16 protein-coding genes are annotated in these 21,442 nt (G+C 63.5%); 7 read left to right on the top strand and 9 right to left on the bottom strand.

All coding sequences use genetic code 11. From position 1 onward, the window contains the following. Positions 1 to 55: 55 nt before the first annotated feature. Positions 56 to 1,822 (bottom strand): SulP family inorganic anion transporter, encoded by a 1,767-nt coding sequence (locus BLP76_RS06950; protein WP_092810946.1) that lies wholly within the window; start codon positions 1,820 to 1,822, stop codon positions 56 to 58. 310 nt (positions 1,823 to 2,132) lie between these two features. Between BLP76_RS06950 and BLP76_RS06955 the strand changes: the two genes are divergently transcribed. Beyond that, entirely contained in the window at positions 2,133 to 3,125 is a 993-nt protein-coding gene (locus BLP76_RS06955) for a KpsF/GutQ family sugar-phosphate isomerase (protein WP_092810948.1), read from the top strand. A gap of 39 nt (positions 3,126 to 3,164) precedes the next feature. Here the strand turns inward: BLP76_RS06955 and BLP76_RS06960 are convergent, their stop codons facing one another. From BLP76_RS06960 to BLP76_RS06970, 3 genes are all read right to left on the bottom strand, one after another. Further along, positions 3,165 to 4,979: an SLC13 family permease gene (locus BLP76_RS06960; RefSeq protein ID WP_244514487.1), complete on the bottom strand. Its 1,815-nt coding sequence runs from the start codon at positions 4,977 to 4,979 to the stop codon at positions 3,165 to 3,167. Between the two features lie 75 nt (positions 4,980 to 5,054). After that, positions 5,055 to 7,211, bottom strand: a complete 2,157-nt coding sequence (gene mdoH, locus BLP76_RS06965; protein ID WP_092810952.1) for a glucans biosynthesis glucosyltransferase MdoH — start codon at positions 7,209 to 7,211, stop codon at positions 5,055 to 5,057. Further along, positions 7,208 to 8,773, bottom strand: coding sequence for an OpgD/OpgG family glucan biosynthesis protein (locus tag BLP76_RS06970; protein ID WP_092810954.1), 1,566 nt, complete (start codon positions 8,771 to 8,773; stop codon positions 7,208 to 7,210). Before BLP76_RS06970 ends, mdoH begins: the two co-directional genes overlap by 4 nt. Positions 8,774 to 9,055: 282 nt before the next feature. Here BLP76_RS06970 and ettA point away from each other — a divergent pair, with 282 nt between their 5' ends. After that, on the top strand, positions 9,056 to 10,714 hold the full coding sequence (ettA, locus tag BLP76_RS06975; protein WP_092810956.1) for an energy-dependent translational throttle protein EttA: 1,659 nt from the start codon (positions 9,056 to 9,058) through the stop codon (positions 10,712 to 10,714). A gap of 60 nt (positions 10,715 to 10,774) precedes the next feature. Here ettA and BLP76_RS06980 read toward each other — a convergent pair whose 3' ends face one another. Both BLP76_RS06980 and BLP76_RS06985 read right to left on the bottom strand, forming a co-directional pair. Beyond that, positions 10,775 to 12,094: an APC family permease gene (locus BLP76_RS06980; RefSeq protein WP_092810958.1), complete on the bottom strand. Its 1,320-nt coding sequence runs from the start codon at positions 12,092 to 12,094 to the stop codon at positions 10,775 to 10,777. A 102-nt stretch (positions 12,095 to 12,196) separates the two neighbouring features. Further along, positions 12,197 to 13,162, bottom strand: coding sequence for an MBL fold metallo-hydrolase (locus BLP76_RS06985; protein WP_244514488.1), 966 nt, complete (start codon positions 13,160 to 13,162; stop codon positions 12,197 to 12,199). A gap of 234 nt (positions 13,163 to 13,396) precedes the next feature. On the opposite strand from BLP76_RS06985, the gene BLP76_RS06990 reads away from it, so the two are divergent. Together BLP76_RS06990 and BLP76_RS06995 are read left to right on the top strand one after the other, a co-directional pair. Continuing rightward, the gene (locus tag BLP76_RS06990) at positions 13,397 to 14,503 is read left to right on the top strand and encodes an alkene reductase (RefSeq protein ID WP_092810960.1); all 1,107 of its coding nucleotides are present in this window, start codon (positions 13,397 to 13,399) and stop codon (positions 14,501 to 14,503) included. A gap of 106 nt (positions 14,504 to 14,609) precedes the next feature. Beyond that, positions 14,610 to 15,791 (top strand): lytic murein transglycosylase, encoded by a 1,182-nt coding sequence (locus tag BLP76_RS06995; protein WP_092810962.1) that lies wholly within the window; start codon positions 14,610 to 14,612, stop codon positions 15,789 to 15,791. A gap of 74 nt (positions 15,792 to 15,865) precedes the next feature. On the opposite strand, the gene BLP76_RS07000 is transcribed toward BLP76_RS06995, so the two are convergent. Then, complete coding sequence (locus tag BLP76_RS07000) at positions 15,866 to 16,432, bottom strand: ATP-binding protein (protein WP_092810964.1); 567 nt, start codon at positions 16,430 to 16,432, stop codon at positions 15,866 to 15,868. Positions 16,433 to 16,744: 312 nt separating this feature from the next. On the opposite strand from BLP76_RS07000, the gene BLP76_RS07005 reads away from it, so the two are divergent. The 3 genes from BLP76_RS07005 to BLP76_RS07015 are packed head-to-tail and all read left to right on the top strand — an operon-like array spanning position 16,745 to position 19,427. Then, positions 16,745 to 17,698 (top strand): ABC transporter substrate-binding protein, encoded by a 954-nt coding sequence (locus BLP76_RS07005; RefSeq protein WP_420867616.1) that lies wholly within the window; start codon positions 16,745 to 16,747, stop codon positions 17,696 to 17,698. A 2-nt stretch (positions 17,699 to 17,700) separates the two neighbouring features. Continuing rightward, positions 17,701 to 18,630: an ABC transporter permease gene (locus BLP76_RS07010; protein WP_092810966.1), complete on the top strand. Its 930-nt coding sequence runs from the start codon at positions 17,701 to 17,703 to the stop codon at positions 18,628 to 18,630. After that, entirely contained in the window at positions 18,630 to 19,427 is a 798-nt protein-coding gene (locus BLP76_RS07015; protein WP_092810968.1) for an ABC transporter ATP-binding protein, read from the top strand. Before BLP76_RS07010 ends, BLP76_RS07015 begins: the two co-directional genes overlap by 1 nt. Before the next feature lie 135 nt (positions 19,428 to 19,562). Here BLP76_RS07015 and BLP76_RS07020 read toward each other — a convergent pair whose 3' ends face one another. Both BLP76_RS07020 and BLP76_RS07025 read right to left on the bottom strand, forming a co-directional pair. Beyond that, positions 19,563 to 20,744 carry an alanine racemase gene (locus BLP76_RS07020; RefSeq protein WP_207145344.1) on the bottom strand — a complete coding sequence of 394 codons (1,182 nt, stop codon included), beginning with the start codon at positions 20,742 to 20,744 and terminating at the stop codon, positions 19,563 to 19,565. 162 nt (positions 20,745 to 20,906) lie between these two features. Further along, complete coding sequence (locus BLP76_RS07025; RefSeq protein ID WP_092810972.1) at positions 20,907 to 21,287, bottom strand: hypothetical protein; 381 nt, start codon at positions 21,285 to 21,287, stop codon at positions 20,907 to 20,909. Positions 21,288 to 21,442 lie beyond the last annotated feature (155 nt).

Raw genomic sequence — 21,442 nt, forward strand, 5'->3', positions numbered from 1 at the left:
TGATCAAAACTCGTGCGCTTCAAGGTAAACGAAGTATGAAGCCGGCTGTGCCGCTCTATGACCGGGGATCGCTTCCCGCTGTCTCGCCGGCATCTTTGGTGCTGTCGGCGCTTCGTGCTTGCAGGTGGCGAACGGCGCTTTCGGGTGTGCGACCGAAGCGTGTCTGCGGCGGTCGAACGCCGTGGGTGAAAAGTGTGCGCCGGATTGCCGGAGAGGTGCCCGTGATGAAGAGTTCGACGCCTGCCTGATGCGCTTTGCGTGCTGCGCCGGCAATGGTGTTGGCGGCTGTCGAATCGAGCACGGGCACGGCCGAAAAATCGAGGATGAGCGCCTTGCGCTGATCGGCGATGCGGTCGAGGACGGCGCCAACGGTCGATGCCGCGCCGAAGAAGAAGGCGCCCGAGATGCGGTAGACGACGATGTCGGGATCGGTGACGAGGCTCGGATCGTAGGGAACGCGTTCGCGAGAGCTGTCCGCCACATCCGGATCGATGAGCGGCGTCTGATATTCCACCGTGATCGTCTTGGCCATGCGGTTGATGAACAGCATGGCGCCGAGCGCGAAGCCGACCACGATGCCTTCGGTGAGATCGCGGAAGACGGTGAGAAGAAACGTCGCCAGCAGAACGAGGGCGTCGCCCCGGGAGGATCTGATCAAGGCCGCGAAAGCGTGCTTCTCGATCATGTTCCAAGCGACGACGACGAGCACACCGGCAAGGGCTGGCAGCGGAATATAGGCCGCGAGCGGGGCGGCCAGCAGCATGAAGAGAAGCAAAAAGACCGAATGCGCCATGCCGGCGATCGGACCGCGCGCGCCGGCGCGGACATTGGTGGCCGTGCGGGCGATCGTGCCGGTCGCCGGTACGCCGCCGAAGAGGGCTGCGAAGATATTGGCCGTGCCCTGCGCGGCCAGCTCGCAATTGGAGCGGTGGCGGCGCCCGGTCATGCCATCGGCGACGACCGCGGAAAGAAGGGATTCGATCGCTCCGAGAAGCGCGAAGGCAAGCGCGCTCGGCAGCACGGCCTGGATTTTCTCAAGCGACAGCGAGGGCAGGGCCGGCATCGGAAGCGTGCGCGGAATGCCGCCGAAGCGGCTGCCGATCGTCTCGACGGGAAGGCCGAGGGCGAGTGCCAGAAGCGATGCGATGACCACCGCCATGAGCATTCCGGGCCAGCCGGGCCGCCAGCGCTTCGCCAGAACGATGATGGCCACCGTCACGACCGCGAGAAGGAGGGCTGCGGGGCTTGCCGTCGGTACCGCGGCTGCGAGCACTTCGAGCTTGTCGAGGATCGGCCCGGGCTCCGGACCGGAGAGGGTGAGACCCAGGAAATCCTTCAGCTGGCTCGTGAAGATGATGATGCCGATGCCAGCCGTGAACCCGACCGTGACCGGGTAGGGAATGAATTTGATGTAGGTGCCAAGGCGCAGAAAACCGGCGATGACGAGAAAGATGCCGGAAATGAGCGTGGCGAGGAGGAGCCCGTCGATGCCGTGCCGCTGCACGGTGGTTGCGACGAGAACGATGAAGGCCCCGGCCGGGCCGCCGATCTGAAAGCGGCTGCCGCCGAGCATCGAAATGAGGAAGCCGCCGACGATCGCCGTATAGAGTCCGCGGTCCGGGGTGACGCCGCAGGCGATCGCAATCGCCATCGAGAGCGGCAGGGCGACGATCGCAACCGTGAGGCCGGCGACGAGGTCGCTCTTGAACGCCGTCAGCCCGTAACCTTCACGCAGAACGGTGATGAGCTTCGGCGTGAACAATTCGGCGAAACTCGGCTCGGCGAAATCGACGGGAATGCGCTTGTCGGCGGGTGTGGTCATGGAACGCGGCTGGTGAAAGGGCCCTGCATACGCCCTTGGGCGGCCTCCGCAATCCAATTTTCGTCGGAGACGGGTTTTCGTCCGGGCTGATGTCGCAAGCGGTACCGGACGTTGCTGCGGGGACGAAAGGGATGGCCCGCAACAGGGTGGATCACGCGAAACCTTTCAACCGGGATGCTTATCGAATGGCAGTTGAGGTAGCCTCGATGGGCGGTGGTTGCCGCGGTCTGCAGGGCCGCTCTGCACACCCTTGCCATTGACCCGCTCAATGCCGCGCAATAGAGCGACGAAAAGGATCGGCGGAGTACCTATGTTGAAGCTCGCAGCCACCTCCCACGACGCGCTCGATGCCTCGATCAAGAAGACGATCGAGATCGCTGCCGCAGGTCTCGGCGAGGTGCAGAACCAGATTTCCGAGGGGCCGCTCGGCGACCAGATCGAAAGCGCCGTGCGTTTGATCTTGTCTCTCAAAGGCCGTGTCATGGTGGCCGGCATCGGCAAGAGCGGCCATATCGGTCGCAAGATCGCGGCGACGCTCGCCTCGACCGGAACGCCGGCCTATTTCGTGCATCCGACCGAGGCAAGCCACGGCGATCTCGGCATGATCACGCGCGAAGATGCGATCCTGGGCCTCTCCTGGTCGGGAGAGACCACGGAATTCGCGAGCCTTCTCGCTTATTCCGAACGCTTCTCCGTTCCTTTGATCGCGCTCACCTCGGGCGGACATTCGACGCTTGCGAAGGCGGCCTCGATCCCGATCGTTCTGCCGAAGGTGACGGAGGCCTGTCCGCACGGGCTCGCGCCGACGACGTCGACGCTCATTCAGCTTGCCGTGGGCGATGCGATCGCCATGGCGCTCCTGGAGGCGCGCTCGTTCGGAGCGCAGGACTTCAAGGTCTTTCATCCGGGCGGGCAGATCGGGGCGCAATTGCGCCAGGTCGCCGAAATCATGCATGGCGGGGCGAGCCTGCCCTTATGCCGTCTCGGCTCCGGCATGGGCGATGCGATCCTGACCATCACCGAAAAGGGGTTCGGGACGGTGGGCATCGTCGATGACGCGGGCAAACTCGTCGGCATCATCACCGACGGCGATATCCGCCGCCATATGGCCGACCGTCTCATAGACAAGAAGGTCGAGGACGTGATGACGCGCACGCCGAAGACCGTTGCGGCGGATGCGCTTCTCGCCGCCGCCATGCGCGAGATGGAAGGCAAGAAGATCAACGTGCTCTTCGTCGTCGACGAGGGCCGCCCGATCGGCATCGTGCATTTGCTCGATCTGCTGCGGGCAGGCGTCGCCTGAGATCACAGGAGAGCTGTCATGTGCTCCAAGGCCCGCTGATCAGCCCTCGAGCGGCCAGATCAGCGGAATGGTGAGGATGCTGGCGAGGCCGACGATGATGTTCATCGGCAGCCCGATCTTGACGAAATCCGTGAAGCGATAGCCGCCGGCGACATAGACGAGCGTGTTTGTCTGATAGCCGATGGGCGTGGCGAAGCTCGCGCTCGCGCCGAACATGACGGCCACCGCAAACGGGCGAGGATCGAGCCCGAGCTGCGCCGCGAGCCCGATGGCAATGGGCGTGATGACAACCGCCACCGCGTTGTTCGTCACCATCTCGGTCAGGACCGAGGTCAGCGCATAGACCGCCGCCAAAAGCACGATCGGCGGCAGCACCTGAAGATAGGGCAGGGACGTGTCGATGATCAGTTTGATGGCGCCCGACCTGTCGATGCCTTCGCCGACCGCGAGCATGCCGAAAATGAGGATGAGGATGCGCCCGTCGATGGCGCCGAAAGCTTCGTCGGGATCGATGCAGCGGCTGAGGAGGACTGCCGCGACGCCGAGGATGGCGAGGCCGGCGATCGGCATCAGATTGAAGGCCGCAGCCGCGACCACGGCGGCAAGGACGAGGCCGGCCACCGGCGCCTTGGTGCGCCGATAGGGACGGGCCTCCGGCTGATCGATATTGAAGATCCCGCCCTCTCTGACGAGTTCCGCAAGACCCTTCGTATTGCCTTCAAGAAGCAGCGCATCGCCCGGCTGGAGTGCGACCGCATTGAGGTTGTGGCCGAGCCAGCGGCGGTGTCGACTGACGGCGAGAGCGGACACACCATAGCGGCTGCGCAGAGCGAGATCGGGAATACGCAGGCCGGCATATTGGGAATCCGGCGAAATCAACGCCTCGACCAATTCCGGCGGCTTGCCTTCTTCGTCCGGCTTGGGCGGCGCGCTCGTTCCCATACGGATGCCGGAGGTCTGGCGAATGCCGAGGAGTTCGCTGAGCGAGGCACTGACGGCGACGCGGTCACCCGCCTGCAATGGCTCTTTCTGCAGGTTGCGACGCAGGACCCGGCCACCGCGCCGGATCGCGAGCAAGGACACGCCAGGCTCGTTAAGGCTCGCGACGTTGCCGAGCGTCCGGCCGATCAGGGCCGAATCTTCTGGAATGCTGAAATCGCTGATGAAGGCCGCACCCTCCTGCGCGCCCATGACATCGCCGAAGGTCGGACGTTCCGGCAGAAACCGCTGTGCCGCGAAGAGATAAAGGCTGCCGACGGCGGCCACGACGAGCCCGACCGGAGCGAGCGAGAAGATGGTGAAGGGTTCGAGCCCCAGATCGCGCGCCACACCGTCGACCAGAATGTTGGTGGAGGTGCCGATGAGCGTGCATGTGCCGCCGAGAATGGCCGCGTAGGAGAGGGGGATGAGAAGCTTGGAGGGAAGCGAACCGACCGAACGGGCGAGCCCCATCACGACCGGGATGAGCACCATCACGACGGGCGTGTTGTTTAGAAACGCGGAGGCGGCGATCGTCGCGCCCAGAACGCCGACGATCGCGTAAACCGGTCGCCGCGTCGCCCGGCTTAAAATGAAGCGAGACATGGCATCGAGCGCGCCGGTGCGAACGAGCGCTCCTGAAAGCACGAACATCGCGCCGATGGTGATCGGAGCCGGGTTGGCGAAAACGCTCAAGACCGTGTTCGTGTCGAGGATGCCGAGCGCAAGAAAAGCGCCCGCGCCGAGCGTGGCGACGACTTCTGGAGAGAAACGCTCCCACATGAAGAAGACGAACATCATCCCCAGGATTGCGAGGGCGATGACGGCCTGGTGGGCTTGCAGGAACTCCATCACCGACGAGCGGGTGACGTGCAATCGTGAAGATCGGCAGGGCCGGTCGGGCCCCGCATGGAAAGTGCCTTCATGGGAAAGCCAGGTATCAGGATGGGGTCAGGCCGCTTCTTCGCGGGACCGGCTTGCCGCTGCAAGCTTCGCCAGCCGTTCCACCTCTGAGGGATGCGCGGCGACGGCGAGGCGCTCTTGCGGGTCGAGCCAGGCAAGCGCTTCAGACAAATTCGTGGCGTCCGAGATCTTCTTGGCGGCGCTCAGGAGGAAGCGGTCGACCTGACCGCGATCCTTGGGGGCCGGTGGCGTCAGCCACGCGACATAGGCCTGACGCAGATCGGCCGATTGCGCGATCGCCGCCAGCGGATCGTCACCGAGTTCGGGCTTTTCGACGAGAATGTCATCGCGCGCACGTGCGATCGCAGGCCGCTCGACCTCTTCGGGAATGAGGAGAAGCTTCATTTTGCGCAGGCCGTTGCCGATCTCCTCGCTGGCGCTCCAGCGCGACAAGAGAGGCGAGAAGACGAGACCGATGACGATCGGCGACAGCCAGGCAAGGATGGCGGGCGAGACGAATATGGCGACGGCGGTGAGGAAGATGCCGAAGAGAACATGGGCGCGGTGCGTGGCCCAGAGCGCCGACCAGGCCTCGGCGCTGCCGCCCTTGCGGCTTTGCGGGGCCCAGCCGGAATCCTTGCGCCGCAGGATGTCCCAGACATGACGGCTCTGCAGGAGCATCATGATCGGCGCGTAAAGGGTCGAGGCGACGATTTCGAGGAGCATGCTGAGCGTGACCGCCGCAGCGCCGCCATGGGCGCGCCGCAAACGCTTGGAGAAAATTACCCGCAGCGTGCCGAAAATCTTCGGAATGAACAAAATCACGAGCGTGAAGACGAACAGCGTCAACATGCGCTCTGAATCGAAGACCGGCCAGTTCGGGAAGAGCTGATGATCGTCGCCGAAATAGACCGGCGTCACGAGCTTCGCCTGCACGGCGAGGACCAGGCCGACCAGGATCAGGAGCAGCCACAAAGGCGAGGAGAGGTAGCTCATGATGCCGATAAAGAAGTGCAGACGCGAGGGACCGGCGAGACCCTTGGCGCCGATCACCTTGGAGTGCTGCAGGTTGCCCTGCGCCCAGCGCCGATCGCGTACGGCCGTCGCCAACAGAGACGGCGGGCTCTCCTCCCAGGAATCCACGAGGTCCGTCGTCATCTCCACCTTGTAGCCGGCACGGCGCAAAAGCGCCGCCTCGACGAAATCGTGGCTCAGGATATGGCCACCGAAGGGTGGGTCGCCCGGCAGGGGCGGGAGGCCGCAGGCCTTGGCGAAAGCGCGGGTGCGGATGATGGCATTGTGGCCCCAGTAATTGCCGTCGGAGCCCTGCCAGGCTGCCATGCCGCCGGCGACGACCGGGCCATAGACCGCACCGGCAAATTGCTGCATCCGCGCGAAGAACGAGTTTCCGTCGAAGAGCCGCGGCACGCTCTGGAAGAGGGCGAGATTGGGATCCTCCTCCATGCGCGCCACCATGCGCAGCACGGTGTCCGCCCGCATCAGGCTGTCGGCATCGAGGACGAGCATGAAGTCGTAGCGTCCGCCCCAATTGGCGACGAACTGCTCAATGTTGCCGGCCTTTTTGGCCGAGTTGATCGCCCGTCTGCGATACCAGACCGGCAGGGTGCCGGCGAGCGCATCGGTGAGGCGATGCATGGCCAGCGTTTCACGAACCAGGGATTCGGCGCGATTGGAATCCGACAAGACGACGATCTCGAAGGCGTGGGCCTGACCGGCGCGTGCGATGTCTTCCGCCATCGCCTGAAGACTGGCGGCGACCATGTCGGCATCTTCGTTGTAGACCGGCATGACGATCGCGGTGCGGCTCTTCAGCGGGTGCTTTGGAGCCGGCGGCGTCGGCAGAGGGCGAGGGGCAAGAAGGCCCGCAACGGCAAAGCTCGTCGACATCGCGATCCAGGAATAGGTGATCGCGAAGAGGATCGTCATGATCCCTTCGAGAATCGTGATGCCGCCTGCCGAGACGACGGCGATCATCTCGTGCACGCCGTAATAGATGAGGCCGGCTGCCGTCAGGATCGCGATCAGCCGCGCATAACGCGCTGCAGCCGGATTGCTGCGCGGCAAAGCATCGACCGGCTCTTTCGAAAAGTCTTGCTGCGGCATCGCCAGCGGATGCTGCGGCGGCATCGGCCCGAAGGGCCTCAAGACACGTTCGTCAGGATGGTCGTGCTTCTGCTCGCTCATTGGGGAACCCAACGGTAGAGCCAGGTTTCGCTGGCGGGCTCGCCGTTTGCGACGAGACGCACGCGGAATTCCGTCAACTGATCCTCCGGCTCAAAGAGGAACGTCGCTCTGACGCCACCAACAAGCGGGTTGGGCTGCAACACCTGGCCCTTGATGGCGCCGTGATTGGCGGAGACCTCCAACGACAGGCCGTCAAAGGCCGGAAGGGTGCCCTCTTCGGGAATGAAATCGATGACATAAAGGTTGCTGGTGTCGTGAAAGTTCCGCCCGGCGCGGCTGTCGGCGGCATAAAGCGAGCCGGCCGGCGCTTTCGGCCGGTCGGTCCAGCGCATGCGGTAGGCGAAGGAATAGGGCGCCCCGGGGCTCACCTCGTAGGACGGACGCCAGAAGGTGACGATATTGTCGTGGATTTCCTTGTCGGTGGGGATTTCCAGAAGCTCCACCTGGCCGTTCGCCCAGGTCCCGATCGGTTCGATCCAGACGCTCGGGCGGCGCTCGTAGCGGGCTTCCAGATCCTGAAAATCCTGGAAATCGCGGGCGCGCTGGACGAGGCCGAAGCCGCGCGGGGCGGGATCCATAAAGGACGAGGATTGCAGCGTTGGATAGTTCGCGAGCGGCCGCCAGATCCACTCGTTGTTGCCGGTCAGCATCTGCAGGCCGTCGCTGTCGTGGACCTGCGGACGGTAATCGTTGAAGCCCGTGCGGTTGAGCGGGCCGAAGAGGAACATCGATGTGAGCGGCGCAAGGCCCACATGCTGCAAAGGCTGGCGCGGGAAAAGCTCGCCGGTCACCTCGATGACGGTGTCGCGGCCCGGACGTACGACAAAGCGATAGGCCCCCGTCGTCGACACGCTGTCGAGGAGCGCGTAGATGTTCAAAACCTCTTCACCAGCCTCCGGCTTCTCGATCCAGAAGGTGGTGAAACGGGGAAATTCCTCGCCTTCCGGATCGCCGGTCTTGAGGGCGAGGCCGCGCGCGGACAGCCCGTAATATTGGCCCTGGCCGACGGCGCGGAAGTAGGTCGCGCCCTGAAAGACGAGGAACTCGTCCCACACATTCGGGCTGTTGATCGGGTTGTGGACGCGAAAGCCGGAGAAGCCGATATCGACACCTTCGGGCGGCTGCGGCGCCTGGCGGAAATTGTACATCGCCGGGTTGTAGGCCACGTTATGGGCCTCGCCGTTTTCGACGATGAAGATGTTGACCCGCTCTTTGAACAGCGCGCCGCGATGGAGAAAGTCCAACTGGAAGGCGAGACCTTCGTCGCGCCAAAGCCGCGCTTCCCGGCGGTATTCGATCTCGCGGAACTGCGCATAGTTGAGATCGGCATATTGGGCCGGCAGATCGTCGTCCGCTTCTTTGAACGGCCGCTCCGCGAGCGCGCGCGCCTGAGATTTCAGGCCGTCCCACGTAAACGCGTTGTTATTGGGGGGAGGCGCCGCAATATCAGGCGCCGGATTTTCGGGTGTGTCTGAGGAAGCGCCCCTTTGGGCGAAGGCTGTGCCGCTTGCGCTTGATGCCGCGGCTGCCAGAGAAGCAACGAGAAAGGCCCGCCTGTCCATACTCAACTCATATTGTCGGAAAAGACGCGGGCCGAGCGCCCGCGTTCCTAACGCGCCTCATAGCACTCGGTTGCCACGGAAACATGCTTTTTTTGGCGTTGCAGCATGGTTATGCGCGCGGTGATTAAGGCTTCGAAGCAAGGTCTGTGACCGGTCGATAGGAAGAAGATGTGGCAGAGATGGGGCGCAGGCGATAATCGCGACGCCATTGCTCCCAGCCGCCGCCTCGCTTATGTGGGCTCTCATTCCCTCGCATCCCGAAGACAACGGAGATCGGCGACCATGGCGCGCCAGTTCATTTATCATATGTCCGGCCTGTCCAAGGCCTATTCCGGCGGCAAGAAGGTTTTGGACAACATCCATCTGTCCTTCTACCCGGATGCCAAGATCGGTGTCCTCGGCCCGAACGGCTCGGGTAAATCGAGCCTCCTGCGCATCATGGCCGGAATCGACAAGGAGTTCACCGGCGAAGCCTGGGCGGCCGACGGCGCACGCGTCGGCTATCTGCCGCAGGAGCCGCAGCTCAACCCCGCCAAAGACGTCAAGGGCAACGTGATGGAAGGGGTTGCTGCCAAGCAGGCGATCCTCGACCGCTACAACGAGCTCATGATGAACTATTCCGACGAGACGGCGGAAGAGGCGGCAAAGCTTCAAGATCAGATCGATAGCGCCAATCTCTGGGATCTCGATTCAAAGGTCGACATGGCCATGGAGGCGCTGCGCTGCCCGCCGGGAGATGCCGACGTCAACGTCCTGTCGGGCGGTGAACGCCGCCGCGTGGCGCTGTGCAAGCTGCTCCTGGAAGAGCCCGACCTTCTCCTCCTCGACGAGCCGACGAACCATCTCGATGCGGAGACCGTGGCGTGGCTCGAAAAGCATCTGGAGCAATATCCGGGCGCTGTCCTGATCGTCACCCACGACCGCTACTTCCTCGACAATGTCACGGGCTGGATTCTCGAGCTCGATCGCGGCCGCGGCATCCCCTACGAGGGCAATTACACGGCCTATCTCGATTCCAAGTCGAAGCGCATGCAGCAGGAATCGCGCGAGGACGAGGCACGCCAGAAGGTGATCGCCCGCGAGCGCGAATGGATGGGCCGCTCGCCGCAGGCGCGGCAGGCGAAGTCCAAGGCCCGCATCAAGGCCTATGACGAGCTTCTGAAAGCGAATCAGGAACGCATGGCAAGCCGCGATGCGCAGATCGTTATTCCGCCGGGCCCGCGGCTTGGTGACGTCGCCATTGAGGCGGAGGGGCTGACGAAAGGCTTCGGCGATCAGCTTCTGATGGAAGACCTCTCCTTCAAGCTGCCTCCGGGTGGCATCGTCGGCGTCATCGGCCCGAACGGTGCGGGTAAGACGACGCTCTTCCGCATGCTGACGGGGCAGGAGACGCCGGATGCCGGCGAGATCCGTCTCGGCGACACGGCGATCCTCGGCTATGTCGACCAAAGCCGTGATGACATGGACCCGAATGCGAGCGTCTGGCAGGAGATCTCCGGCGGGGCGGAGGTGATCCAGCTCGGCAAGCGCGAGATGAATTCGCGCGCCTATGTGGGCGCCTTCAACTTCAAGGGCGGCGATCAGCAGAAGCCGGTCGGCAAGCTCTCCGGCGGTGAGCGCAACCGCGTGCATCTTGCGAAGATGCTGAAATCGGGCGCCAACATTCTCCTGCTGGATGAGCCGACCAACGATCTCGATACGGAGACGCTTGCGGCACTCGAAGAGGCGCTCGAAGATTTCGCCGGCTGCGCCGTCGTCATCAGCCATGATCGCATGTTCCTCGACCGGCTCGCGACGCACATCCTCTCCTTCGAAGGCGACAGCCATGTCGAATGGTTCGAAGGCAACTTCGAAGCCTATGAAGAGGACAAGAAGCGGCGGCTGGGCACCGACGCCGTCGAAAACCCGCGGCGGATCAAATACAAGCCGCTGACGCGGTGAGGATCAGACACGGTTTCGGCTCGGGGCGCTTCGGCGCCCCTTGCTTTTTGAGGCTTTCGGTCAGGCTTTTGTCTCGCACTGTGAGCCCGTGTGTCGGCGTGGGCCGCGGCGCCAGATGAGGGCCGCTTCCACGAGGATGGCCGTGAGATAGGCGCCGGTGAGCCAGGCTAGGCTCACCTTGTCATCCTGCCAAGTGTGCCACATCAAGACGACGAAGCTCGCCGCGGCGAGCACGCTGCCTGCGAGCGGCAGGAGCGGCGACATCTTGATCCGCCGCGCGAGGCGAAAGGCGGCGAGGTTCACCGCCGTGAAGATCACCAAAAAGGTCGCGCTCGCAAAGGTGGAGATGACCTGCAGCGGCGCTGCAAGCGTGAAGGCGATCGCCAGAACCGTCAGGACGATCAGGGAGACGAAGGGCACCGGACGGGTGCGTTCGCGCATCGAGAAGATTTTCGGCAGGGCATGTTCGCGCGCCATCACCATGGCAAGACGCGCCGCACCGAAGAGCGTGGCGTTGATGGCCGAGGCGGTGGAGAGGAGGGCGGCGATGCCGATCAGGGTGAAGCCTGCCGCGCCGAGTGTCGGGCGGGCGGCGACGGCGAGCACGTATTCCTGATCCTTCTGGATCTCCTGAGGCGTCAGATTGCCGAGAGCCGCGATCGCGACGACGACATAGATCGCGGTGGTGACGAGGATCGCGATGACGATCGCCCGCGGCAGGTTTCGTTCCGGGTTCGCCATTTCATCGACGGCGTTCGGAATGAGTTCGAAGCCTTCATAGGCAACGAAAATGAGCGCGATCGCGGCGATCGGCGCTGTGATGCCGAGATTGAAGACCGGCACGAAATGGTCGGCCTTGATGCCGCCCATGGCGACGGCTGCAAACAGCGCAAGAATGGCGAGCTTGATCGCGACGACGCCGAGCTCGACGCCGCCGGAGATTTTCGCGCCGACGAGATTGATGGCGAGGAAGAGCCCGAGGACGAAGGCGCCCAAGGCACCCGGCGCCCAGGCCGGATCGATGGTCTTAGGCAGAAGGCTTGCGCCATATTCGCCGAAGGCGCTCGCATAGAGGGCGAGCGTGCCGACATAGCCCGCCACCAGCAGCCAGCCCGCAACGCCGGCGATCGCGGGCGCGGCGAACGCCTTCTCGATATAGGTGAAGCTGCCGCCATCATCGCGAAAGGTGAGGCCGAGACGGGCGTAGGAGAGGCCCGTCAGAAGTGCGATCGCGCCGCCACCTGCGAGGGTTAGCGCAACCGCGTGGCCGGCCGTCGCCATCGCCAGGCCGAGAACGGCGAAGATGCCACCACCGATCATGCCGCCGATGCCGAGAGCGGTCACCTCGACGAGACTGAGTTTTTCCGATTTTTGCGCCATCTTGTCCGTTTGCCAGCAATTGCAGCTGCTGCGCCCCTCGGCAAGTCGTCGCGCCGGAGGAGGGGAGAGGCAAGGGCCGAGACGGTTTTGACGGCGGCGGTGTCAGTGGCCCGGCAGAACCAGCACTTTCGGGTCGAGCGGCAGGGTGGCGACCGAGACCGTGGTTTCCGCGCTTGGGTTGATCTCGACGGCAAAATCCTCGCCGAGGCGGGAGAGGAAGCGCTGCAGCGTGCCCATGCCGAAATAATGCATGGGCAGGATGAGGCGAGATTTCAGAACTTTCAGCGTTTCCACGACCGCGTCCTGGCTCATCGTGTAGGAGCCGTCGACCGCCACCATGACGACGTCGAGCTGGCCGATGATACCGAGATCTTCGGGCGCCAGCACGTGGTGGAGGTGGCCGAGATGGCCGATGCAAAGGCCTGCCGTCTCGAAGATGAAGATGGAATTGCCCGCCGTCTCGCGCCCGCCGAAGCTGCGAATGTCGGTCGGCACGTTGCGGATGAGGACATCGCCGACGGTGAGGTTGTGGTGGGCTTCGCCGCCTTGTGGGTTCCAGCCGCGCAGGACATGGGCGATCGCCGGATCGGGCTGGTCGGTGTAATGCGAGGAATGGGCGTGGTTCATGGTGACGACGTCCGGCGTCACGCCGCCGGCCCAGCCGTCGTAATCGGTGGCGATCGTCACGCCCTCGGGGCTTTCGATGAGAAAGGTGGCGTGGCCGACGAAGCGGATCGTCACCTCGCCCTGCTCGGGCGGTCGCAGGGCGAAGGGCTTGCCCTGGACGAGGTGCCGTGCGGGCGCGTCGAGGCGGCGATAGCTCGCATAGAGCGTGGGTGGAGCGGCTTCTGCGATTGCGAGGCAGCGGCTCGGGGTCTGACGTTCCGTCTGCTCCTGAACGGCCAAGGGCGCGGCGTTGGCAACTTCGCCAAAGGGGCCGATCGAAGCTGCAAGGCTGATGATGGCAGCAGTGATTGCGCGGACGACGGGGCGGGTAATCGCGCGGGTGATGGCAGGGGAAGCTGATCCCCTCATCCGCAGCCGGCGGAGTGGCGAAGGCGGCCGCATGCCCATCTCTCCCATCAGGCCTTTATCTGAGGGAGTTTAGCGGCGGTTGCATGTGGCGCAACGCCGGCTGTGCCATTACACGGCAACTTGACCGAACCGGAACCTTGCGGCCTTGGTTGGGTTCCGCCCTGGCGAGTAGGGGATAAATCGCGGTAGCCATGTCTGGCGAGATTTTGCGTTGCACCTAATTAGATGCGCAACGACACCCGCCCGCCGTTTTGAAAAGGGAAGTTTATGTCTGAGACATTGTCCAAGCTCTTTCAGCCGATCGATCTCGGCCCCGTACCGCTTGCCAACCGCATCGTCATGGCGCCGTTGACGCGCAGCCGCGCCGACGAGAACGATGCCCCGAGGGACTGGCACGTGGAGTATTACCGCCAGCGTGCCTCGGCCGGGCTGATCATCGCGGAAGCGACACAGATCACGCAGCAGGGCAAAGGCTATGCCTGGACGCCCGGCATCCATTCCGACCTGCAGGTGGAGCGCTGGCGTGCGGTCACTGACGCCGTGCACGACGCGGGCGGCAAGATCGTCCTGCAATTGTGGCATGTCGGGCGCATCTCGCATCCCGATCTGCAGCCGAACGGTCAGCTTCCGGTCGCACCGTCTCCGCTCAAGCCGAACGTGAAAGCGTTCACCGAGGAGGGTTTCAAGGACGCCGTGGAGCCGCGGGCGCTCAGTGCCGATGAGCTGCCGGGCATCGTCGAGGATTACCGTAAGGCCGCCGCGAACGCTCAGCGTGCCGGTTTCGACGGCGTCGAGATCCATTCCGCCAACGGTTATCTGCTCGACCAGTTTTTGCGCGACAAGACCAACAGGCGCCATGACACCTATGGCGGTTCGCTCGACAACCGCATGCGTTTTCCGCTGCAGGTGGTCGATGCCGTCGTCGATGTGTGGGGTCCGGAACGGGTCGGCATCCGGATTTCGCCGGTCAGTCCCGCGAACGACATCGCCGATTCCGATCCGGAGATGCTCTTCCGTGCCTATGTGCGTGAACTCTCCGAAAGACGGCTCGTCTATCTGCACGTCATCGAAGGCGAGACGCGCGGTGCCCGTCAGCCGGAAGGGCAGTTCGACGTCACCACGTTGAAGCGGGATTTTGACGGCCTCTACATCGGCAACAACGGCTATACGCGCGAGCTCGCGATTTCAGCCGTCGATGAGGGGAAGGCCGATCTCGTGGCCTTCGGACGGCCGTTCATCTCCAATCCCGACCTTGTGGAGCGGCTCAAGCGGAATGCCCCGCTCGCCGAGCCGGACCAGGCGACGTTCTATGGCGGCGATGAGCACGGATATACGGACTATCCGACCCTTTCCGCCGAGACGGAATCGGCCTGAGCGAGAGTTTTGATCGATCCGCGCTCCGCTTCTTGAAAAGGCCCACTTCTTGAATCGTTAGAGGGCCGCGCCAGAATGCGGGGCGCGGGAATCACTAGGAGATCTCATGCGCGCGAAATGTGTATGGACGGCGGCCGTTTTCGGTCTCGTCCTTGCGACGCCGGCCGCCGCTCAGCAATGCGGCGGCGATTTTTCGACCTGGCTCAACGGAGTGAAGCAGGAGGCGGCCGCAGCCGGCGTCTCCGATCGGGGCCTGTCCGCCCTTTCCGGTGTGCAATTCGATCGGCGGGTCATTTCGCGCGATCGCGCGCAGGGCGTATTCACTCAGACGTTTGCCGAGTTCGCGGGCCGTATGGTCAACGATTACCGGCTGAAGAACGGCCGTTCGCTTCTCAACAAATATTCTTCGACCTTCTCGCGCATCGAGCAGACATACGGCGTTCCGGGGCCGGTGATTTCGGCGTTCTGGGCACTGGAGACGGATTTCGGCGCCAATCAGGGCGATTTCGATACGCTCAACGCGCTCGCCACGCTTGCACATGATTGCCGGCGGCCGGAGCTTTTCAGGCCGCAGCTCATCGCCGCCTTGAAGCTCCTCGATCGCGGCGATCTCGCACGCTCGGAGATGAAGGGTGCCTGGGCGGGTGAGCTCGGCCAGACACAGATCCTTCCTTCCGATTATCTCGCCTCCGGCGTCGATTTTGACGGCGACGGGCATGTGAACCTGAAGAAGAGCGTGCCGGACGTGCTCGCGACCGCGGGCAATTTCCTGAACCGCCTCGGCTGGCGTGCGAACGAGCCATGGCTGCAGGAGGTCGTGATTCCGGCCGATCTGCCCTGGGCGGAGGCCGGGCTCTACAACAAAATCCCGGTGAGCAAGTGGGAATCCTGGGGCGTGAAGGCGCGTTCGGGCAATCTTCCGGGCGGTTCTTTGCCCGCCTCTCTCGTCCTGCCGATGGGACGCAACGGGCCGGCCTTTCTCGCCTATCCGAATTTCCATGTCTTCCTGGAATGGAACCAGTCGCTCGTCTACGCCACGACCGCGGCCTATCTCGCCACGCGCCTGGACGGCGCGCCGCGCGTCGATATGGGCAATGCGTCCAGTGGTTTGTCGGGTGCGCAGATGAAGCAGTTGCAGCAGGCGCTTCTCGACAAGGGCTATAAGGTCGGGAAGGTCGACGGCATTCTGGGCGCAATGACGCGTGACGCCGTGCGCGCCGAACAGCTGCGGCTCGGCCTGCCGGCCGATGCCTGGCCGACGCAAGAGCTGCTCGCCAAGATTCGCTAGGCGGCCGACGAATAAATGTGTGGGGCTCGGAAACCGACTTCGAGCCCTTACGAGGGTTCGGCCTTCCGAAAGGGTCAGGCAAGTCTCATAGACTGAAGATGCGCAAGCGCCCCTTTCACGTCGTCTGCCAATTCGTCGCTCGGGCGCTCGCCCGACAGGCGGAGAACGGGGGCGGACTGGGTGCTCAACCAGCGCTCGTGCTGCGCGATGTTGCGCCCCGTGAAGGTGGGGTCGTCATAGCGTGAAGCCCAATCTCTGAATGCCAGATGCGCTTCGTGCATATCTCCACCTGGCAGAATGCGTGCGCCATGTCGTTCAGCTTCGCGCCGATCCAGACGTTGAAGCCGAATGCTGGTGGGCGTCTTCAGGAACACGATGAGATCGACGTGGTCGATCAAGGCATCGCCCCATCCGATGAACGAACCCGTCAGGACCCATCCCTGAGATGCGGCTTGCCTCTCCTGGATCAGGCGGACGCGGTCTTCCGGCGGGCGTTTCGTGCTGAAGGGAGGATCGGTCGGCATCCAGTAGAAGTCGTCGACATCGAGATGGGGAACACCGAACCGCTCGGCCAAGAGAGTGCCGAGCGTTGAAACGCCAGAGCATGATGCCCCCGTCAGGTACAATCGCGTTCTATCCATCTGACGGTCGTCCTCAACGAAAGGGCGGCTTTTATCGTGGCGGGCGCCAGTGCTCAATTCAGGACAGGCCCGCATCATTCACGGTCGGACGAACAACCGCAGGCTTTGGTCTCGGAAGGCGTTGATCGCAGCTTCTGCCGTGCTATTGCGTAAAATCTTGAAAATCGAACTCTTTGGCAGGACGTTCGATGTGCCCGCCTTGGGGGGCGGCGGCAAATTTGCCGGCATCGGGTCTGCCACGGGGCAATGAGGCAGATTTCCTTTCTCTCAATCTTGAAAGGCGTTCATATGCAGACCTTCAAAGCTCTTGCTTTGGCCGCGCTTGCACTCGGCATTGCCGGCGCAGCGACCGTCGATGAATCCAAGGCGCAGGACACGAAGACCGTCGCGATCACCTATATCGTCGAGCATCCGGCTCTCGACGCCGTGCGCAAGGGCATAATCGAAGGCCTCGCAGAGCGCGGCTACAAGGAAGGTGAAAACCTCAAGATCGTGTCGCGCTCGGCTCAGGGCAATATGGCGACGCAGGCGCAGATCGCATCGGAATTCGCCGGGCTTGAGCCCGATCTCGCCGTCGGGATTTCCACCCCCTCCGCCCAGGCCGTCAAACACGCGCTCAAGAACACTCCGGTGATCTTTGCAGCCGTCACCGATCCGGTCGGTGCGGGCCTTGTGGAAAGTCGCGAAAAGCCGGGCGGTCTCGTCACCGGGACGAGCGACCAGCAGCCCTACGAGCCGATGCTCGAGCTCATCAAAGAGCTGATGCCGGACGCCAAGAAACTCGGTGTCATCTACAATCCCGGCGAAGCCAATGCGGCCAAGCAGGTGGAAGACCTGAAGACCGCGGTCGAGCCTTTCGGGATGACGCTCGTGGAGGCGCCTGCGGCGCAGTCGACCCTCGTTGCCGATGCCGCACGCAGCCTCGTCGGACGGGCCGACGCCGTGCTTCTGCCGGTCGACAACACCGTCGTCTCCGTGCTTGAAGGCGTCGTCATGGTCGGCGAACGCGCCGGTCTGCCGGTGTTTGCCTCCGACGTCGATTCCGTCAATCGCGGCGCCCTCGCAGCCCTCGGCTTCGATTATTACAAGATGGGTGTCCTCTCCGGCGAAATGGCGGCCGACATCCTGGACGGCAAATCGCCGGCCGATATCCCGGTTGCCGTGTCCGACAGCCAGGATCTTTATCTCAACGTCAGTTCGGCCGAGAAGATGGGCGTCACCATTCCTGACGACATGCTTGCCAAGGCGAAGAAGGTCGTTCGCTAATTATGAGCCTTTTCGCCTTTGCTGGCGCCCTTGAATCGGGACTTCTGTTTTCGCTCGTCGCGCTCGGGGTGTTTCTCTCGTTCCGCGTGCTCGACTTCCCCGATTTGACGGTCGACGGCAGTTTTCCGCTCGGAGCGGCGGTTGCGGCTGCCGCTCTCGCTTCCGGTGTCGATCCGTTTCTTGCAACCGGGCTTGCGATCGTCGCGGGCTGGGGGGCAGGGCTCGTGACAGCGCTTCTCAACGTGCGCTTCGGCATCATGAACCTTCTGTCCGGCATTCTGACGATGGTGGCGCTTTTCTCCATCAATCTCAGGATCATGGGTGGGCCGAACGTGCCCCTCTACAACGTCGATACGGTTTTCGACGTGGCCCAATCCTGGTTCAATTTCGGGCTTTGGACGAATACGGTCCTGATTGCGATCGTGGCCTTCGCGGCCAAGTTCCTCGTCGATTGGTTCTTGAAGACCGAACTGGGGCTCGCCTTGCGTGCGTCCGGTGAGAATCCGGCCATGGCGGAGGCGCAGGGCATTGCGGTCGGGCGCATGGCGCTCGTCGGCATGGCGATCAGCAACGGTCTCGTCGCGCTTGCCGGCGCCTTGTTTGCGCAGCTTCAGGGCGTGGCGGACGTCTCCATGGGTATCGGCACGATCGTGACCGGGCTTGCCGCCCTCATCATCGGCGAGGCGATCCTCGGCCGGCGCATGGTGTTCGTCGCCACGCTCGGCTGTATTGTCGGTGCGCTCGTCTATCGTCTCTTCATCGCCCTGTCGCTCAGTGCCGGCTTCATCGGCATCCAGCCGCAGGACCTCAATCTCGTGACGGCGATCGTCGTTGCGATCGCGGTCGTCCTGTCCAAGGGCCGCGCGCAAAGAAACCGTCGCAGGGCCGGCATGACGCCGCGCCGTGCGCCCGCCGCCAAGAGGGCCGGCTGATGCTGTCCTTGAATAACATCCACGTCACCTTCAATGCAGGCACGCCGACGGAGGTGAGGGCGCTCAGCGATATCAACCTCAAGATCGCGGATGGCGAGTTCGTCACCGTCATCGGTTCGAACGGCGCCGGCAAATCGACGCTTCTGTCGGTCGTCGTCGGAACGGTGAAGCCCGAACGCGGCAGCGTGCATCTCGATGGCGAGGACGTAACGGCTTGGTCTCCGCACCGGCGGGCGATGCATGTCGGCCGCGTCTTTCAGGAGCCGCGGCTCGGCACCTGCTCGTCCCTATCGATCGAAGAGAATCTTGCGCTCGCTGCGGCGCGCGGCAAAAGCCGGGGCCTCAAAGGCGCCCTTGGCACTCGCCAGAACCGCAAATGGCTCGCCGACCAGGTGGCGAAGCTCGAGATCGGCTTGGAAGACCGCATGACGCAGCCGGTCGGCACCTTGTCGGGCGGGCAGCGCCAGGCGATCAGCCTGTTGATGGCGACACTTCTGCCGATGAAGATTCTCGTTCTCGACGAGCATACGGCCGCGCTCGATCCGGGTGCTGCCGCAAAAGTCCTGGCGCTTTCCACAGAGATCGCCGAGACGCGCAAGTTGACGACCTTGATGGTGACGCATTCGATGCGCGATGCGCTGGCCGTCGGTCATCGCACCATCATGATGGATTCCGGCCGCATCGTCCTCGACTTCACAGAAGAGGAACGGGCGAAACTCACCGTTCAGGATCTCTCGAGCCTGTTCGGGCGCGCGATCGGCAAGCAGCTCGACGACGACAAGATGATGCTCGCGTAAGAGCTTTCCACAGGCTGTGAAGAGCGACCTGTGGAAAGCCCCATCAGGAGCGACGGCAAGGTGTGAACAAGGCGTGGATTGCCTGTGCGCAGCTTGTGGATGCGTTGTTGGTAAGTTCGCGGCTGAGCGCGAAGCTCAGTCGGCCATGGTCTCGATCGCGGCAAAGCCTTCCGGCTTGTCGCCTTCGTCGAAGGGGGTTTCCACCTCGACGACCGTGTCGGGATAAAAGCCGTTGAAGCGGCTTCGAAGCGACAGGGAATAGGCGCCGATATGGCCGATCTCGATCCAGTCGCCGGTATCGACCGTCTCGGGCAGCCAGAAGGGGCGGGAGAGGATATCCACGCTGTCGCAGGTTGCGCCGCAAACCTTGAACGGCACGATTTCGTGCGGGTTTCCGGAGCGGCGCTTGCGGGCGGGATCGGGAATGAAGCGGGCAGGAAGGGTGATCTTGCCCGTCCAGGAATCTGAGAGCGAAGCCCAGATGCCGTCGTTGATGTAGATGCGCTTGCCTTTTTTCAGGAGCACACGCACGATCAGCGAAATGGAGCGGGCGACGATGACCCGGCCCGGCTCGGCAATGAGCGGCAGGTCGGCAAAGCCCCATTCCGTCAGATCTTTTCGAAGCCGCGCCATGATCTCGTCGCGGTCGGGCATGATGCGCTTCTTGCGGCGCGGATCGTAGCCGTAGGGCGCCGGAAAGCCGCCACCGACATCGAGCGCCGTCAATTCCACGCCGGAGCGGGCGCGTACCCAATCGGCCGAGCCCAGCGCGCGCTCGTAGATTTCCGGGTCTTCGATCTGGCTGCCGACATGGAAGCAAAGGGCCGGCTTGAAGCCGATGCCGGCGATGCGCTGCAAAAGCTCCACCGCATGGGCGGGGGTGGCGCCGAATTTCTTCGACAATTCGTAGGTGGCCGAACCCTTGGTCTGCAGGCGCACGAACAAGGTCAGATCTGCCGGATCGAAATCGAGCGCCCGCACGATCCGCAGGATTTTCGCCACCTCGTCCTCGTGGTCGAGGGAGAGGGTGCGGATGCCGTAGCTTTCGAGCGCCAGGCGGATATCCGACTGGGCCTTCACCGGGTGCATGTAGAGGAGTTCGGCGTTGGGCGAGGCTTCGCGCGCAGCCGCAAATTCGGCCGGGCTGGCGACGTCGAAAGTTTTCACGCCGGCATCGGCGATCGCCTTGAGAACGAAGGGCTCGCCATTGGTTTTGACGGCATAGGCCGTCTTGCCAGGGAACGCCTGCGCAAAATGCGCAACGTCCTCGGCGAGGACCTGTGGATGGAAACAATAGACCGGAACATCCGGCCGCATCTCCAGCGCAGCCTCGCGTGCGTCGGTGAAGGTTTTGATCGTTTTGGCCCCGTCGTCTTCAGGAATCGCCGTTGGCGGTGTTTAGCAGGACAGGGCGGCCGGGCGAAGACCCGGCGGCATATTATCCGCGTTGTCTTTCCCGTATCGGCGCAGGTTTTTCGATCAGCCCCGGTGCAGCTCGTCCATATCGTGGATGCGGGGTCTGCGCCGTGCGCCCGCGACGGCCACCGCTGGACGCGGGGCCGGGCGCGGAGACAGAGACGGGAGCGCCATCAGGCGCCGGCGCCGGCGCCGTTTCGGGCCGATGGGCGGCTCGTCGCCTTCCTCCGCCGACAGAAGGACGCCGCTTGCGGTCACCGCGCCGCCGAAGGTCAGGGCAAAGAAAGCCGCCAGAAGGGCGAGCGGCAGAAGGGGCGTGGATGAGTGAGAGATCAGCGTCCACAAACCGCCGGTGTCGAAGCCCAGCAGAATCGCCAGGAACAACCAGCCGACGAGAGCGCCAAGCGCGACGTGCACGAACAGGAAGCGAAACAGATGGGGCAAGGTCGCGTCCTCCGTAAAAGCGGTATTCTATAATACTTCTAAGTTCATATCCAGATGCGAAAACAGTGTCGGAGAGCGGCTCTTCAGGCCCTCGGAGGAGCGCGGAAACAAAAAAAACTATGCCGGCTTAGCGGGAATGTCGCGACGCAGCATGC

The organism is Afifella marina DSM 2698, from assembly GCF_900102695.1.
Classification (GTDB): domain Bacteria; phylum Pseudomonadota; class Alphaproteobacteria; order Rhizobiales; family Afifellaceae; genus Afifella; species Afifella marina.